The sequence below is a fragment of the Streptomyces durocortorensis genome, from assembly GCF_031760065.1.
Taxonomy (GTDB): domain Bacteria; phylum Actinomycetota; class Actinomycetes; order Streptomycetales; family Streptomycetaceae; genus Streptomyces.
Genome location: NZ_CP134500.1, coordinates 6,843,141 through 6,858,319, shown reverse-complemented (window position 1 = coordinate 6,858,319; position 15,179 = coordinate 6,843,141). Strand labels below are relative to the sequence as shown.

Genomic DNA, 15,179 nt, shown 5'->3' with positions numbered 1-15,179 from the left:
GCGACGGGGCATGGAACATGGGTCATGGGAAAGCGGGGCAGCCATCCGGGATTCTGACCGTATGACGCAGACGCCTTCGGCACACCCCGCGCACCCCGGCCCGACACCACCCTCCTCCTCCCGGCCCTCCCGGTCCTCGCGGTCCTCCCGGTTCGACGCCGCTGTCCGGGCGGCCGTCGGACAGGGGCTGCTGAGCGAGACCGGGCCGGTCGCCGGGTTCATCGACACGGACGGGGTGCGCGCCTCCGTGGCCGCCCTGCACGGCGCCTTCGCCCGTACGCCCGGTGTGCTGCACACGTTCGCGGCCAAGGCCTGCTCGCTCATCCCGGTGCTGCGGCTGCTCGCCGACTGCGGCATGGGCTGCGAGGTGGCGAGCCCGGGTGAGCTGCGGCTCGCGGTGGAGGCGGGATTCGCCCCGGCCTCCATCGTGCTGGACTCCCCCGCCAAGACCCGCGAGGAGATCCGGCTGGCGCTCGCCCTGGGCGTGGCGGTGAACGCGGACAGCATCGACGAGCTGCGCCGCATCGACTCCCTGCGGAACCGGGGCACTTCCTCCGTACTCGGGCTCCGGGTCAATCCGCAGGTGGGCGGCGGCTCCATCGGGCCGATGAGTACGGCGACGGACACCGCGAAGTTCGGGGTGGCGCTGCGCGACGCGGGAGCCCGCGAGGCCGTGGTCCGTGCCTTCCGGGACCGCCCGTGGCTGACCCGGCTGCACACCCATGTCGGCTCCCAGGGCTGTCCGTTGGAGCTGATCGCGGCCGGAGTGGCCCGGACGTACGAGCTGGCCGACGAGATCAACGCGACGCTCGGGACCCGGCAGGTGACCAGCCTGGACATCGGCGGCGGCCTGCCGGTCAACTTCGCCGACGACACGGTACGCCCCACCTACGCCGACTACGTGGCGGCCCTCACCGAGGCCGCGCCCGGCCTCTTCTCCGGGCGCTATGGGCTGGTCACCGAGTTCGGCCGGTCGCTGCTCGCGAAGAACGGGTTCATCGGGGCCCGGGTGGAGTACACGAAGGACGCCGGGGGCCGCCGGATCGCGCTCACCCACGCCGGGGCGCAGACCGCCACCCGTACCGTGTTCATGCCCGACGACTGGCCGCTGCGGATCGGCGCGTTCGGCCCGGACGGCGCGCCCAAGGACGGTCCGCCGCTGGCGCAGGACATCGCGGGTCCGTGCTGCTTCGCGGGGGACGTGGTGGCGTACGGGAGGGAGCTCCCGGAGCTGGCCGAGGGCGATGTGGTCGTGCTGTACGACACGGGGGCGTACTACTTCTCCACCCCGTGGGCGTACAACAGCCTGCCGCGGGCCGCGGTGTACGGATTCCGGAGGGGCGGGCCGGACGGGCCGGTGGCCTTCGCGACGGTACGGGACGCGCAGTCGATGGACGCGATCGCGACGGAGAGCGGTCTCGCGCACGCGGACGCACTGGTCGGCGTACGGGGCGGCGGTCCGGCCGATCAGGGGCGGTCCAGCTGAGCCTCACCGCCGACGGACACGCCGTCACCGCCCGGGCAGCTGAGACGCCTGCTCGACGTATCGCTCGCCCCATCGACGTTCGCGGAGGAGCAGTCATGACCTCGACGACCCACCTCAACGGACAGATCATCGGCCGGGCGCACTACGCCACCCGGGCCCTGCTGGAAGGCCTGCTGACCACGAAGGGCACGACGTTCCACGAGGCGGTGGCGCTCAACGCGGTCGCCGACCGGGACGGGGAGGCCGACCCCGCCGCCCTGGTGGAGCGGATGACGGGCACGCTGAAGGTCGATGCCGCGACGGCCGGGGCGGTGCTGGCCGCACTGACGGCGGCCGGGCTGCTCAGGGAACTGCCTGGCGAGGGCGCCCGCCTCGGGCTCACCGAGGCGGGCCGGGGGCTCCAGGCCGGCATCGCGACCGGGACCGCGGAGCTCGCCGCCCGGCTCTACGGGGACCTGCCCGCCGAGGACCTGGCCGCGGCGGCACGGGTGCTGAACGCCGTCACCGAACGCGCGAACGAGGCCCTGGCGACCACCTGAAGGCCGACCGGCGGGCTTCCGGCCCCGCCCTCACGTCCCCGCGGGCTGGGGCTCCGGCTCCGGCTCCGGTACGGGTTCCGGGCCGGGCGGCTGCGGGATCGGGTCCGGCGCCGGACCGGGCGGCACGGGCGCGGGCCCCGGCGGCACCGGGGGCGGGCTCGGTACCGGGGTGGGCGGACCGGGCACGGGCGGAGGCGTCGGCGCGGGCGGTACGGGGTCGGGGTACGGGTGGGTCATTCGGTCCTCCACAGCGACACGAAACGGACAGATGGAGCTTCCCTCCACCGTCTCCCGGTGCGGCTGCCCGCGCCTGCCGAGTCCACACATGGGCGGAGCGGCGTCACTCAGAACAGCTCACGGTGGCTCCTGAGCTGCCGCTCCGCCTCCCGGACCAGATCCGCCGGCGCCTCGGGCGCCTCATCGGGGTGGCGCTGGGCCCACTTCGCCGCGTAGGGGCAGAGCGGCACGACGGGCACGCTCTCGCGGGCGGCCAGGGCGTAGAACTCCCGGACGAGCGCCCCGGCGATGCCCTTGCCCTCACGCTCGGGACGGACGACCGTGTGCACGGCCACCAGCGCGCCGGGGGCGGGCTCCATGACGAAGTACGCGATGCTCCCGGCGGGTGTGCCGTCCTCGTAGGCCACCAGGCTGCCGCGCTCCCGGTCGTCCCTGATCTCCACCGGCGTGTTCTCCGCCATGGCTGCCGCTCCCTCGCTCGTTGGGCCCGGACGTCGCCCGTCCGGGGGCCCGGACGTCGCCCGTCCGGGGGTGCGGGCGCCCGGCTCAGCCGCCCGCGACGACGGCCTGCGGGCTCCGCTCCGTACGGGTCCCGGGCACCGGTGCCGAGGCGTCGGAGCCGAGCTCCACGATCCGGTTGTCCGCGTCCACGTGCACGACCCGCGGCACGAGGGCCCGGGCCTCCGCGTCGTCGACCTGCGCGTAGCTGATCAGGATGACCAGGTCACCGGGGTGCACGAGGTGCGCGGCGGCACCGTTGATCCCGATGACACCGGAGCCGCGCTCGCCCTCGATGACATACGTCTCCAGACGGGCGCCGTTGTCGATGTCAACGATATGGACCAGCTCGCCGGGCAGCAGGTCGGCGGCGTCCATCAGGGCGGCGTCGATGGTCACGGAACCGACGTAGTGCAGGTCGGCCTGGGTGACGGTGGCCCGGTGGATCTTGGACTTGAACATGGTGCGCAGCATTCTGAACTCCTAGAAGACGGCTCCCTGCCGGCTTTCTGCAGGTCAAGGGCGTTCTTCACTGTACATCGGCACGTGTCAAATCGAAGATCGTTCGCAGGTAGCGGTCGTTCTCGTACTCGACGGGTGGGACGCGGCCCGCGACCCGGCGTCCGAGCGGCGGATCGACTCGCCTCGAATGTTCGGGTGTTGGTCGCGGTCGCGCTGTCAAAGAGCCATCCCCAAGGCGTCCAGGACGAGTCGGGTCTCCTTCGATGTGGAGGCGGGTCAGCCGACGCTGCAACGAGTCGCTCCGGCTGCCGAAGACCCACCGCTGCCGTCAACGGCGCAGGAGCAGGACGTGCCCCGGCGCGTCCGGCCCCCGCGTGGACGTACGCAGGGGCCGGCCCGGAGAACGGTGACAAGCGAGGGGGCGCCGGAAGGCCGATTTCCCGCCGCGACGCCGGCGGGGGCCGGACGCCTCTCGGCTACGGTCCCGCGGTGTACGAGGGGAAGGGACCGGTCACGTCGTGTACTGCGAGTTGAGGCGTACGTATCCCTCGGTCAGGTCGCAGCCGTACACGGTGAACCGTCCCTCTCCGATGCCCAGGTCGATGCCGATGACCACCTCGTCGGCGGCCTTGAGGTAGGCGGCCACCGAATCGCGGCGCTCGTCCTCGTCGGCTCCGGGAGGGTAGACGCCGATGTCGCCGAAGCGCACGGCAACACGTTCCGGAAGGATGTCCGTGTCCTCCTGGCACTTTCCGATCGCCATCACGACCCGACCCCAGTTGGGGTCCGCGCCGTGGACGGCCGTCTTGACCAGCGGGGAGTTCACCACGGCCTTGCCGACACGCTTGGCCTGCGCCTCGTCGCGCGCGCCCTCGACCTCGACCTGGATCAGTGTGGATGCGCCCTCGCCGTCGGAAGCGATCATCTTCACCAGCCCCAGCGCGACCGACAGCAGGGCCTGCTCGAACTCCTCGGGATCGACCGGCCCCGCCAGGGCGTTCGAGAAGATCGCAGCCGAATCGGACGTGGAGGTGTCGGTGTCGATGGACACGGCGTTGAACGTGATGTCCATGACGCGCTTGAACACCGCCGCCAGCGTCTCCTCGTCCAGTTCGGCATCGGTGGCGAAGAACGTGAGCAGGGTCGCCATATCGGGTTCGATCATTCCGACGCCCTTGGCGATGCCGGTCAGGGTCGCTTCGCCGATCCGCGCGCTGAGGAACTTCGGCCGGGTGTCGGTGGTCATGATCGCCCGAGCGGCCGCAGTCATGTCGCGCGGCTCACCGGCAGGCGGCCACGTGAGCCCGTTCAGGTGGTCGAGGATCTGCGGCATGGGGTACTGGCGGCCGATGACCCCGGTGGAGGCGACCAGCAGCTCGGACGGTGCGATGCCGAGGGCGCGTGCGGTGGAATCCCGTACCGCGGTGGCGTTCCGGGACCCCTCCACTCCCGTGGCCACGTTGGCGTTGCGGGCGATGACGACCACGCCGCGCGCCCTTCCGTCGGCCGCCGCGTCACGCGAGAGCGTCACGGAAGGGCCGGCGAACCTGGACCGGGTGAAGACCGCTGCGGAGCGGGCCGGTACGTCCGAGGCGATGATGCACAGGTCATCGCGCCCGTCGTCCTCGATTCCGACCGGCGCGGTGTGAATGGTGAACCCGCGGGGTACCGCACCATGCATGAAAGTCCTCGATTCGTAACATGTGGGGATGTGGACGGCGTAGGCGAGCGGTGGACGGGAAGCCGGTGGCCCGCCGCCCGCGTCCTTGGTACCAGAACCTCTCGTGAGGCGTGCCCCTGGACTCCGTTGGACTCCGTTCACTCTGTCAGTTGTCGTCCGCCCCGCCCGCGGCGGGCGGGGCGGTGTCCGCGACCGACAGCACCGCGTAGTCGTACATACCGTAGGCCGGTGACATGACGACGTTGGCGGCCCTCGCACCCCTGAACACGACGGACTTGACGTACATGTAGGGGCACATGACGGCCTCGTCCATGGCTGCGCGGTCCACGGCCGCCCAGATCCTCGCGCGTTCCTGCTCGTCGCGCGTCGCCGCGCCGGCGTCGAGCAGTGCGTCGATCCGGGCAGAGGCCAGCTCTCCGAGGTTCTGGTTCCCCGTCTCCTTGATCGCCCGCGAGTCGGCGATCTGCTGGAGGAAGCCGTAGCCGTCGGGGAAGTCGGCGGCCCAGCCGAACATGACGATTCCGATCTCGTGCTTCCGTACGAACTCGGGGACCCCGACCGCCTTGGTGAAGTAGTCACCGGAGGTGAACGGAACCACCTCGGCTCGTATACCGACGCGGGCCAGCCCGTCCGAAAGGGCGAGAGCGGCGTTCCACTCCTTGGTGCGGTCCTCCCGCGCGGCGATCCTGGTGGCGAACCCGTCGGGGCGGCCGGCCAGAGCCAGTTCGCGTTCGGCCGCCTCCAGGTCCCCCGTCCCCCCGGGGCCGACCGGGTAGCGGTCGAAGGGTTCGTGTCCCACCACGGACGAGGGCAGCAGGGTGGTGGCGATCTCGCCGGCGGGGCCGCCTCCGTAGGCGGCGAGCATCGACGCCTTGTCGGTGGCGTACTGCACGGCACGCCTGGCGTGGATGTTCGCCAGCGGGCCGATGTTCCGGTTGATGCAGTAGAGCCACACGAATCCCGTGCGGGGGTTGTCGACCTGCCGCATCAGGTCCTGGTCGGCCAGGAGGCGTGCCTGGGTCCCGGGCTGTACCCCGACGCCGGCGAGGTCGATGTCGGCCTCCCCCTCGACCAGCATGCGGTCGACCTCCTGTCCGCTCACCCCGAGCCGGACCGTGATGCGGTCCGGAAGGGCCGTGCGTACGGGATCGGTTGCGCAGGCCCAGTGCGGATTGCGGCCGAGGACGAGTTCTGTCCCTGGTGTGTACGAGTCGATGCGGTACGGGCCCGAGGACACGGGGTGGCGGCGGTACCCGGGAAGGTCGTCGTGCTCGCGCGGCACCGGGATCGTGGTGGGAAGCGCTGCGAGGTAGTCGAACGCGGCGAACGGCTCGCGCAGGTGGAAGACCACGGTGCGGTCGTCCGGTGTCTCGACCCCCTCCGGCCCGGTGAGGTACTGGCGGAGGTACGCGGGCCCCCCGCGCGTGACGGGGTCCCCGTACACCTCCTCGGGGTAAGCGGCGCGCAGCACCGCGTACTTCACGTCCCGGGACGTGACGGGGGTGCCGTCCTCGAAGCGGATTCCCTCGCGCAGCCGGTAGGTCCAGGTGCGCGAGTCGTCCGATGCGCGACCGAGTTGCTCCGCCAGGTCCGGTACGAGGCTGGAACCGCCCTTGCCGTCAGTGGCGTAGCCGACGAGCGGGCGTCCGATGAGCCGGATGAAGTTCCACGTGTACGCGTAGTAGGTGTCGGCGGGGTCCAGGGAGTCGAAGTCGTCGGTGCGGACGTACCTGAGGGTGCCGCCACGTCGGTCGGACGGATTCACGATCCCGTGTGAGGTCGTGTGGGATGCCACGGTGTTGTCAGCGCCCTTCGTGTCGAGCGGATGGTGCGGGGTTCCTGGATCCGTCTAGCGGTCCAGCGCTACGTCCGGCCGGCCGGCGTCCGATGGCGGGTGGACGGCCAGTTCCCACATCGACCGCGTGCCGGCGTGGGTGAAGCCGAACGCGGCGTTGATACGGAGCATGTGGGCGTTCTCGGCCGAGTTCCACGTGTCCACCTGGGCGAGGCCGGGCTCGGCCGCTCGGCACGCGGCCAGGTTGTGCTGCTTGACCAGCAGCCCGAGACGCCGCCCGCGGTAGGCGGGGTCGACCACGGTGACGGCCTGGAGGGCGTTGTCCGGGTTGGCGCGCGTCATCGAGAGCGCGGTCCAGGCAGCCATCCGCCCCGAGCGGGCGTCGAGGATGCCGCACTGGTAGGCGCGCCGGCCCCGGGCGATGCGCATGCGCTCGAAGTCGCGGATCCGGGCCACGGCGCTCGGCTGGGGTGCCCATTCGAGCCGACCGGTCGGGGCTTCGGCCGACAGGGTGGCTTCCAGGCGTGCCGCCTGCGCGACGAGGTCCTCGGGAACCGTCGAGCCCCAGAAGCGCAACCGCAGCGGTTCCGGGACGGGCTCGGTGCGGGGCGCCGCGTCGACGAGGAGCCGCAGGTGAGGGAACGTGGCGAGGGGCCGGGCCCCCAGGGCCTGGGCGAAGTACCGCTGCGCGGGCGGCGCGGAGCGGTCTCCCGGTCCCGCGTCCGCGGCCAGCAGGATGCGCGAGCGGCCGTGCGCGGTGGCGCGGTCCCGCACGAACTCCGCGGCCCGCCTTCCGACGCCTCTGCGGCGGAAGGCGGGGTGGACGAGGAAGACGGCCGCGGTGACGGCGTTGTCGTTCTCCTCCAGGGGGAACTCCAGCCTTACGGAGGCGACACAGGTCCGGTCGGCCGCGTAGGCCGCCCACTCCTCGATCGCGGTGGCCGGCGGAGGGACGGCGAGGGAGCCCTCCAGGTCGGCCGGGCAGGGAGGGGGGAGATGGGGTGTGTCGGCTGCCTGTGCGGCGAGGCGCAGTCGGTGGACGTCGTCGACCGCGCGCCGGTCGGACGGGGTCACAGGGGCGAAGGATTCCGTCATCGGGCCAGTCCCATGGCTTGGATGTCGTACAGCCCGAAGGCGGGGTGCACGTACACGTTGGTGACGTCGGGGTGCCGGTAGTGCAGTGTGCGGTCGTGGGCCATCGGAAGGATCACGGCGCGTTCCATGACCGTGTCCTCGATGCGCTGCCAGAGCCCCCGCCGCGCGGACGGATCGGCAAGGGCCTGGGCTTCGTCGACGAGACGCCGGACCAGGGGGTCGTCGAGTTCTGAGAAGTTGAAGTTTCCGCCGCCCCGCTTGATCTGCCGCCCGTCCACCAAGGGGGCGAGGAAGCCGTACTCGGTCGGGTAGTCGGCGCCCCAGTCGGTGACTCCCAGGCCGAGGCCCAGCGCGCGCACGGTATCGGGGTGCCCGAGGCCCGACCGGTAGTACGAAGCGGTGTCCAGGACCTCGACGCGGGCCTTGATGCCCACTCGGGCGACCGCTTCCGAGAGGGCGCGGGCCACGAGTTCGAACTTGCCCGGCTGGGTGGCGATCACCGTCTCGAAGCCGTCGGGGACTCCTGCGGCCGCCAGTTCGGCTCTGGCGGCCGGCAGGTCGCCCCTGAGGTCGGCGCCGCAGGGGTAGCGGTCGCTGCCGGTGTGGGAAGGCAGAGTCGGGGGGATCAGGCTGGTGGCGAGTGAACCGCCCACCCCGCTCCCGCCACGTGCTTCGAGGAGCGCGGCCTTGTCCGCGGCGTAGAAGACGGCACGCCTGGCATGGAGGTCGTCGAAGGGAGGGACAGCGGTCTGAACGGTGATGTACTGCAGGAACCCCGTTGCGGGGTTGTCCGCACAGGCCCGCAGAACGGGGTCGGCGAGGATCGCGTCCCGTGCGGCGTGCTGGATACCGCGCCCTTCGACGTCGATGTGGAACTCCCCGGCGATGAGTCTCCTGTCCAGGTCGTCGACGTCCACTCCGAACGTCACGGCCATTTCGTCCGGCAGGGCCGTGCGCAGCGGGTCGTCGCCGCGGTTCCACAGCGGGTTGCGGACGAGATGGAGAGAACGGCCGGCCTCGTAGCTGCGGATGCGGTACGGCCCGGAGCACACCGGGGCCTTCTCGTAGTCGCCGCGGGTGTCGAAACGGGCGGGGACGGGTGCGGTGTTGGGCTGTGCCATGAGGAAGTCGAAGTCCGCGAAGGGCCTTCTGAGCCGGAAACGCAGGGTGTGGTCGTCAGGGCAGTCGACGGCTCGGCAGCGCTGTCCCCGGTAGGGGCCCCGGTAGTCGCCGTGGTCGAGGAGGTCGAGGAGGTACGTCGGCCCGCCGGCGAGGGTCTCCTGGGCGAAGACGCGTTCCACCGCGTAGGCGACGTCCTGGGCGCGAACCTCCTCGCCGTTCTCGAACCTGACGCCTTCGCGGATGCGGTACGTCCACGTCAGGCCGGAATCCGAGACCTCACCGGGGCCGATGGCGAGGTCCGGTACGACGGTGGGGGACACGGGATCGGTCCCGAACGCCATGAGCGTGCGGTGCATGGTCCGCTGGAGCAGCCACGACCAGACGTAGTAGGTACGGGCGGGGTCGAGCGAGTCCACGTCGGCCGAAGCGACCATCCGCAGACGGCCGCCCGGGGCTCCCCCGGGGTTGGCCAGGGCTGCCACCGCTGCGTTCCAGCCCGACATCAGGCGAGTTCCTTCACGTAGAGGTACTGCTCCGAAAGGGTGCAGCCGCGGGAGACCTTGGCCTCGGTGGAGCCGATGCCGTAGTGGATCGTGCCCACGCCGTACCGAGCGGCATGGTCCGCAAGCGAGTAGTACAACAGCTCGTAGTACAGCGGGAGTTTCCCTACGGCCGCGTAGTCGAAGCCGGCGCGGTGGGCGAACCAGGCGTCCGAGTGGGAGAGGATCAGGGCGAACCCCACGATCCGGCCCTCCTGAACGGCCTTCGAGACGAGCGCCCGGTCTCCCAGGCGCTGTGCGGCGGCCCGCAGAACGGCCTCGGAGCGCCTGGGGTCCCAGCCCGCCATGCCGTACTTGGCGAACAGTTCCGTCTCCAGGGAGGCGAGGCGGGGGATGTCGGCGGGATCGAGAGGTCCCAGGGCGATGTGTACGCCGGAGGCCTCGATGCGGCGGCGCTCGGCGCGCACCCGGCGCGCACGCCGGGCGGGGAACGCCGACGCGTAGTCGGCGAAGCCGTCGCCGGGCAGGACCAGGGACGCGAACTGCCCCGACACGTGGGAGACGTAGCCGCGTGCACGGAGCACACCGCGCTGGACCCGGTCGGCTGCGTCGACGTACGGCAGGCAGATCGACCGCGCCCCCTCCCGCGCGGCGATGCCCTCGGCCTCTTCGAGGATGCGGTGCGCCGTGTCCGCGTCGGCGCCGGGGCCCAGGAGGAGGCGGGTCCGTCCGAGGTGACGCCCGCCGCACATCATCGAGGGCATCAGCCTCTCGACCTCGCCGAATGCGCCCAGTATCGCTGCGGCCCCGTCCATGCCCTCGCCGGCGCAGTGCCGGATCAGCAGATCGGTGCGGCCCAGCGACCACGGGGACTCGCGGGTGGCGTGAACCATTGGCAGCGCCGCGAGAACACGGCTGTCGGCCCGAGCCGTGAGGTATCCCATCCGCGCTCCCGCGGAGTCCTGCAGGACACGCATCCAGTCCGGCAGGAGGAAGAAGTCCTCCGGCCCGACGAGCGTGTCCCAGCCCGCTTCACGTGCGTCCTCGGGCGTCTGCCATCGGTTGATCACAAGTGCACTGCTCACGTGGCAGATCCTCGGTTACGGCGGTCTCCACCCGCTCTCGGCGCGCTCCTTGATACCCGCTGGAGAGAACGGCGAGAGCGGACCGCCCCAGGGTGGGCCCCGACCCCCCGTCACACCGTGAACAGGAGAGCCGAGATGTCCCGTGTATCCACTGGCCCCAGTGAGCAGCCGACCACCGCGCACGCCCTGCTCAAGCGCCTCCGAGAGCACGGGGTCGAGAAGGTGTTCGGCGTGGTCGGCCGTGAGGCGGCCTCGATCCTCTTCGACGAGCAGGACGGGGTCGAGTTCATCCTGACCCGGCACGAGTTCACCGCCGGCGTGGCTGCCGACGTGCTGGCCCGGATCACCGGTCGCCCGCAGGCGTGCTGGGCCACCCTGGGCCCGGGGATGACCAATCTGGCCACCGGCATGGCGACCAGCGTCCTCGACCGCTCCCCGGTGATCGCGATGGCGGCCCAGTCGGAGTCGCACGACATCTTCCCCAATGACACGCACCAGTGCCTCGACCTGGTCCGGATCGCCGAGCCGGTGTCGAAGTACGCCGTCGAGCTGCAGCGTCCGCGGGAGATCACCGACCTGGTCGACTCGGCGGTGACGGCAGCCATGACGGAGCCGGTCGGTCCTTCCTTCATCAGCCTGCCCGTGGATCTGCTGGGCTCCTCGGAAGGCATCGACATCGAGGCCGACCACGGGCCCGCGCTCACGCCCGCCAAGCCGATCACAGCGATCCAGCCCGGGTGGCAGCTCGCGGCGGACCAGGCCGTCGCCTTGGTGCGCGAGGCCGCCAATCCGGTCTTCGTCGTCGGCGCCGCCGCGATCCGCGCCGGTGCGGTCCCCGGAATCCGCGCTCTGGCCGAGCGGCTGAACATCCCCGTGATCACCACGTACATCGCCAAGGGCGTGCTGCCCCACGACCACGAGCTGAACTACGGCGCGGTCACCGGATACATGGACGGCATCCTGTCGTTCCCCGCGCTCGAATCGCTCTTCGGACCGGCCGACGTCATCCTGACCCTCGGCTACGACTACGCGGAGGACCTGCGGCCTTCCATGTGGGAGCGGGGCAGGGCCAAGCAGACCGTGCGGGTGTCCCCGACGGCCAACCCGGTTCCGCGGATCTACCGGCCCTCGGTGGACGTGGTCACGGACGTGCTCGCGTTCGTCGACCACCTGGAAGCCGGCACCTCGCAAGTGCGGCCGAAGGACCGGCACGGGATCACGGCGGTCCGTGAGCGGATAGCCGAGCTGCTGGCCGACCCCGAGCAGTACGAGGACGGCATGCGCGTCCACCAGGTGATCGACTCGATGAACACCGTCATGGCCGAGACCGCCGAAGGCTCCGAGGGGACGATCGTCTCCGACATCGGGTTCTTCCGTCACTACGGTGTGCTCTTCGCCCGCGCCGACCAGCCGTACGGGTTCCTCACCTCCGCCGGCTGCTCCAGCTTCGGCTACGGCATCCCCGCGGCCATCGGCGCCCAGCTCGCCCGGCCCGGCCAGCCGACGTTCCTCATCGCGGGCGACGGCGGCTTCCACTCCAACAGCGCCGATCTGGAGACCATCGCGCGTCTGGGCCTGCCCATCGTCACGGTCGTCGTGAACAACGACACCAACGGTCTGATCGAGCTGTACCAGAACATCGGCCACCACCGCAGCCACGACCCGGCCGTCAAGTTCACCGGGGTGGACTTCGTGCAGCTGGCCCAGGCCAACGGGGTCGACGGCACCAAGGCGACCACGCGCGAAGAGCTTCTCGCCGCGCTGCGCAAGGGCGTCGAGCTGGGGCGGCCCTACCTGATCGAGGTCCCGGTGGACTACGAGTTCACCGCGGGTGGCTTCGGAGCGCTGAAGATCTGACATGGCGCAGACCCATCTTCCCGCCGCATACGGCTTCCTGGCCTCCGCCCACACCAGCGGGGGCAGGATGCCGGCGGCCGTCTTCGCCACGCTCGGGCGGCAGACGCTGCTGGCCGAGCGGCTGCGCGCACAGACCGTGGACGCAGTCCTGGTCCACCCCGGATCCGACGCCGACGGGGCCTACACGACCGACGGTGACTCCCTGCTGCTGTTCGCCGGGGAGATCTACAACCGTGAGGAGATCCACGGCACGCTGGGCACGGAGGAGAGCGCGTCGGACGCCGTGCTCGTGACGGGGCTGATCGAGAAGTACGGCCTGCACGCATTCCGGATGATCAACGGCCGGTACGCGGCGCTGGCCGTGTCGGGCACCCGCGTACTGGCCGCCACGGACCACGCGGGCTCGGTCCCCCTCTACGTACGCGTCGAGCCGGGTCGGGTCCTGGCCGCCACCGAGGTCAAAGCACTGGCCGGCGCCGGCCCGGCGGGTCGCTGCGCCCCGGTGCTGGGAGCACGCCGGGTCCGAGGGCTTCCCGGGCTCCACCAGGTACCTGCCGGGGCTGTCGTCGACATCGGCGTGGACACCGGGTCCGCCGCGGTGCACCGCACGTGGCTCCCGCCCGTGCACCGGTGCCTGACGGAGCCGGACGACGCCGTCAACGCGGTACGGGCGGCCCTGGACAAGGCCGTGGTGCGGCGTCTCCCGGCCGCCGGCCGGCCACTCGTGGTGCTGTCGGGAGGAATCGACTCCTCGGCCGTCGCCGCGCTGACCGCCGGCGCGTCCGCGACCAGAACCGACACCCTGTCGATGGGCACGGACGTCTCGAACGAGTTCCCCCAGGCGAGAGTCGTGGCGGAGCACCTGGGATCGGACCACCGGGAGATGACGGTGGAGTCCGGCGAACTGCTGGCCCTGCTCCCCCACACCGTTCACGCCGCTGAATCGCTGGACCCGGAAGTGATCGAGTACCTCCTGCCCTTGACGGCGATGTACCGCTGTATCGGCGGCCCGCCGCGCAGGGTCCTCACCGGCTACGGAGCGGACATCCCCCTGGGTGGAATGCACCGGGAGGACAGGCTGCCGAACCTGGACGCGGCCGTGGCACTCGACATGGACTCCTTCGACGGACTCAACGAGATGAGCCCTGTGCTGTCGGCCGTGTCCGGCCACTGGTCCACCCACCCCTACTGGGACCGCGAGGTGCTGGAGCTCCTGACCTCGCTGGAGTCCGGTCTGAAACGCAGGTTCGGACGGGACAAGTGGGTGCTGCGGGCCTCGGTGTCCGACCTGTTGCCGACCGAGACCGTGACCCGGCCCAAGCTGGGCGTGCACGAGGGATCGGGCACGACGGCCTCCTTCTCCCTCCTGGTCCGCCGGGCAGGAGCCGGGGAGGAGGACATCGCCTCGGTCAAGGCCCAGGTCGTCCGGCACCTCTTCGACCGGACGGTGGTGGGCGGCGAGCAGCCTGACGACATCGACATCGAGGACGTCATCGACAAGATCGTGGGCGGGGGCGGGACATGACCGGATACGAGCGGTTCCGGGGCAAGCGGCTCGCCATCGTGGAGTCGATGCTCCACGACGCGTTCTACTCGGGTATCCACCGCGCCCGGGACTTCGGCTGTGAGATATGGCTGCTCGTGCAGGGGGAGGAGTGGTACACCGGCGGCCGGCGGCCGCTGTCCGAGCACCCTCTCGGCCGTGTCGACCGGGTCCTGCACGTGGACACACACGACTGGCGCGCCGTTCTGGAAGCCCTCACCGACGAGAACGGCAAGGCCCTGGTGGACGGCATCCTGTCGTTCTCCGACTACCACACCGAGGTGACCGCCCGCGCGGCGGAGTCACTCGGACTGCCGACCCAGGGAATGGACGCGGTCCGCTCGGCGAACGACAAACACCTGCTGCGGGCCGCGCTGGACGGGGACCCGGCGAACGTGCGGTGGCGGCTCGTGACCTGTGCCGACGAGCTGGACGAAGCCATCGCCCACGTCGGGCTGCCGCTGATCGCCAAGCCCCCCTCCGAAGCCATCTCCTACGGCGTCCGCAAGTGCTCGACGGCTGCGGAGGCCGAAGAGGCGTGGCGCGAGCTGTCGGGTGTCCGGCGCTCCCTGCGGGGGCAGCCGAGGCCCGGTCACGTGCTCGTGGAGGAGTACGTCGAGGGCACCGAGGTCAGTGTCGAGTCCATGACCGTGGACGGGAACACCCATTTCTTCGGCGCGACGTCCAAGCACCTGCACAGGCAGACGATGCTGGAGGAGGCCCACTCGTTCCCGGTCGCCCTCGACCCGGATGTCTGGGAAGCGGTGCGGTCCAGCGTGGAGAGGGCCCTGCGTGCCATCTCCTACCGGCAGGGCCCTGCCCACACCGAGGTGATGATCACCGGTGACGGGCCGCGGGTCATCGAGGTGAACCCCCGGCTGCCGGCGCACATGATCTCCACGATGGTCACCGACGTGTGCGGAACCAACCCGCATCTGGACGCGAAACTGCTTGCGCTCGGAGTCGGGCACGTACCGGAGGGAGTACCCGGCCGGGGGCCGGTGGGCGGTGCCGCGGTGGTGGTGCTGTTCCCCGACGAGAGCGGCGAGTTCGTCCGTATCGAGGGGCTGGACGGGGCGGTCCGTCCCGGCGTCTCGGTCAGCCTCCACCACCAGCCGGGCGACCTGGTGGCCGAACGGCTGGACAACTCGGCGTCCGTGGGCTTCGTCTACGCCCGCGGAGAGACCGCCGAAGCCGCTCTGGAAGAAGCCCGGCGCGCAGCGGCGGGCATCCGCATCCGCACCCGAAGGACGGCTCCGTGAGCGGTCAGATCAATTCG

At 71.1% G+C, this 15,179-nt stretch carries 12 protein-coding genes; 5 read left to right on the top strand and 7 right to left on the bottom strand.

Going from position 1 to position 15,179, the window contains the following annotated elements:
• Nucleotides 1–61 precede the first annotated feature (61 nt).
• Together RI138_RS30185 and RI138_RS30180 are read left to right on the top strand one after the other, a co-directional pair.
• Nucleotides 62–1,486: a type III PLP-dependent enzyme domain-containing protein gene (locus tag RI138_RS30185; RefSeq protein ID WP_311122443.1), complete on the top strand. Its 1,425-nt coding sequence runs from the start codon at nucleotides 62–64 to the stop codon at nucleotides 1,484–1,486.
• Nucleotides 1,487–1,581: 95 nt separating this feature from the next.
• Complete coding sequence (locus tag RI138_RS30180; protein WP_311122442.1) at nucleotides 1,582–2,025, top strand: hypothetical protein; 444 nt, start codon at nucleotides 1,582–1,584, stop codon at nucleotides 2,023–2,025.
• A 344-nt stretch (nucleotides 2,026–2,369) separates the two neighbouring features.
• Here the strand turns inward: RI138_RS30180 and RI138_RS30175 are convergent, their stop codons facing one another.
• The 7 genes from RI138_RS30175 to RI138_RS30145 all read right to left on the bottom strand — a co-directional run bounded on the left by RI138_RS30175 (nucleotide 2,370) and on the right by RI138_RS30145 (nucleotide 10,500).
• Entirely contained in the window at nucleotides 2,370–2,723 is a 354-nt protein-coding gene (locus RI138_RS30175) for a GNAT family N-acetyltransferase (protein WP_311122441.1), read from the bottom strand.
• Nucleotides 2,724–2,808: 85 nt separating this feature from the next.
• The gene (gene panD, locus RI138_RS30170) at nucleotides 2,809–3,234 is read right to left on the bottom strand and encodes an aspartate 1-decarboxylase (RefSeq protein ID WP_311122440.1); all 426 of its coding nucleotides are present in this window, start codon (nucleotides 3,232–3,234) and stop codon (nucleotides 2,809–2,811) included.
• Nucleotides 3,235–3,733: 499 nt separating this feature from the next.
• Complete coding sequence (argJ, locus tag RI138_RS30165) at nucleotides 3,734–4,903, bottom strand: bifunctional glutamate N-acetyltransferase/amino-acid acetyltransferase ArgJ (protein ID WP_311122439.1); 1,170 nt, start codon at nucleotides 4,901–4,903, stop codon at nucleotides 3,734–3,736.
• A gap of 145 nt (nucleotides 4,904–5,048) precedes the next feature.
• Nucleotides 5,049–6,698 carry an ABC transporter substrate-binding protein gene (locus RI138_RS30160; protein WP_311122438.1) on the bottom strand — a complete coding sequence of 550 codons (1,650 nt, stop codon included), beginning with the start codon at nucleotides 6,696–6,698 and terminating at the stop codon, nucleotides 5,049–5,051.
• A 54-nt stretch (nucleotides 6,699–6,752) separates the two neighbouring features.
• Nucleotides 6,753–7,793: a GNAT family N-acetyltransferase gene (locus RI138_RS30155; RefSeq protein WP_311122437.1), complete on the bottom strand. Its 1,041-nt coding sequence runs from the start codon at nucleotides 7,791–7,793 to the stop codon at nucleotides 6,753–6,755.
• Complete coding sequence (locus RI138_RS30150) at nucleotides 7,790–9,418, bottom strand: ABC transporter substrate-binding protein (RefSeq protein ID WP_311122436.1); 1,629 nt, start codon at nucleotides 9,416–9,418, stop codon at nucleotides 7,790–7,792. The genes RI138_RS30155 and RI138_RS30150 overlap by 4 nt, the downstream gene beginning before the upstream one ends.
• Nucleotides 9,418–10,500 (bottom strand): GNAT family N-acetyltransferase, encoded by a 1,083-nt coding sequence (locus RI138_RS30145; RefSeq protein ID WP_311122435.1) that lies wholly within the window; start codon nucleotides 10,498–10,500, stop codon nucleotides 9,418–9,420. The genes RI138_RS30150 and RI138_RS30145 overlap by 1 nt, the downstream gene beginning before the upstream one ends.
• Before the next feature lie 135 nt (nucleotides 10,501–10,635).
• Between RI138_RS30145 and RI138_RS30140 the strand changes: the two genes are divergently transcribed.
• From RI138_RS30140 to RI138_RS30130, 3 genes are read left to right on the top strand one after another with little or no spacing between them, the layout of a single operon-like run.
• Complete coding sequence (locus tag RI138_RS30140) at nucleotides 10,636–12,357, top strand: thiamine pyrophosphate-binding protein (RefSeq protein WP_311122434.1); 1,722 nt, start codon at nucleotides 10,636–10,638, stop codon at nucleotides 12,355–12,357.
• 1 nt (nucleotide 12,358) lies between these two features.
• Nucleotides 12,359–13,882 (top strand): asparagine synthase-related protein, encoded by a 1,524-nt coding sequence (locus RI138_RS30135; protein ID WP_311122433.1) that lies wholly within the window; start codon nucleotides 12,359–12,361, stop codon nucleotides 13,880–13,882.
• A complete protein-coding gene (locus RI138_RS30130) occupies nucleotides 13,879–15,162 on the top strand; it encodes an ATP-grasp domain-containing protein (protein ID WP_311122432.1) in 1,284 nt (427 codons plus the stop codon). The genes RI138_RS30135 and RI138_RS30130 overlap by 4 nt, the downstream gene beginning before the upstream one ends.
• Nucleotides 15,163–15,179 lie beyond the last annotated feature (17 nt).

Excerpts from the sequence above, each read along its gene's own strand:
- RI138_RS30185 (WP_311122443.1), top strand. The coding sequence starts at position 62 with ATGACGCAGACGCCTTCGGCACACCCCGCGCACCCCGGCCCGACACCA.
- RI138_RS30180 (WP_311122442.1), top strand. The coding sequence starts at position 1,582 with ATGACCTCGACGACCCACCTCAACGGACAGATCATCGGCCGGGCGCAC.
- RI138_RS30175 (WP_311122441.1), bottom strand. The coding sequence starts at position 2,723 with ATGGCGGAGAACACGCCGGTGGAGATCAGGGACGACCGGGAGCGCGGC.
- panD (WP_311122440.1), bottom strand. The coding sequence starts at position 3,234 with ATGCTGCGCACCATGTTCAAGTCCAAGATCCACCGGGCCACCGTCACC.
- argJ (WP_311122439.1), bottom strand. The coding sequence starts at position 4,903 with ATGCATGGTGCGGTACCCCGCGGGTTCACCATTCACACCGCGCCGGTC.
- RI138_RS30155 (WP_311122437.1), bottom strand. The coding sequence starts at position 7,793 with ATGACGGAATCCTTCGCCCCTGTGACCCCGTCCGACCGGCGCGCGGTC.
- RI138_RS30150 (WP_311122436.1), bottom strand. The coding sequence starts at position 9,418 with ATGTCGGGCTGGAACGCAGCGGTGGCAGCCCTGGCCAACCCCGGGGGA.
- RI138_RS30140 (WP_311122434.1), top strand. The coding sequence starts at position 10,636 with ATGTCCCGTGTATCCACTGGCCCCAGTGAGCAGCCGACCACCGCGCAC.
- RI138_RS30135 (WP_311122433.1), top strand. The coding sequence starts at position 12,359 with ATGGCGCAGACCCATCTTCCCGCCGCATACGGCTTCCTGGCCTCCGCC.
- RI138_RS30130 (WP_311122432.1), top strand. The coding sequence starts at position 13,879 with ATGACCGGATACGAGCGGTTCCGGGGCAAGCGGCTCGCCATCGTGGAG.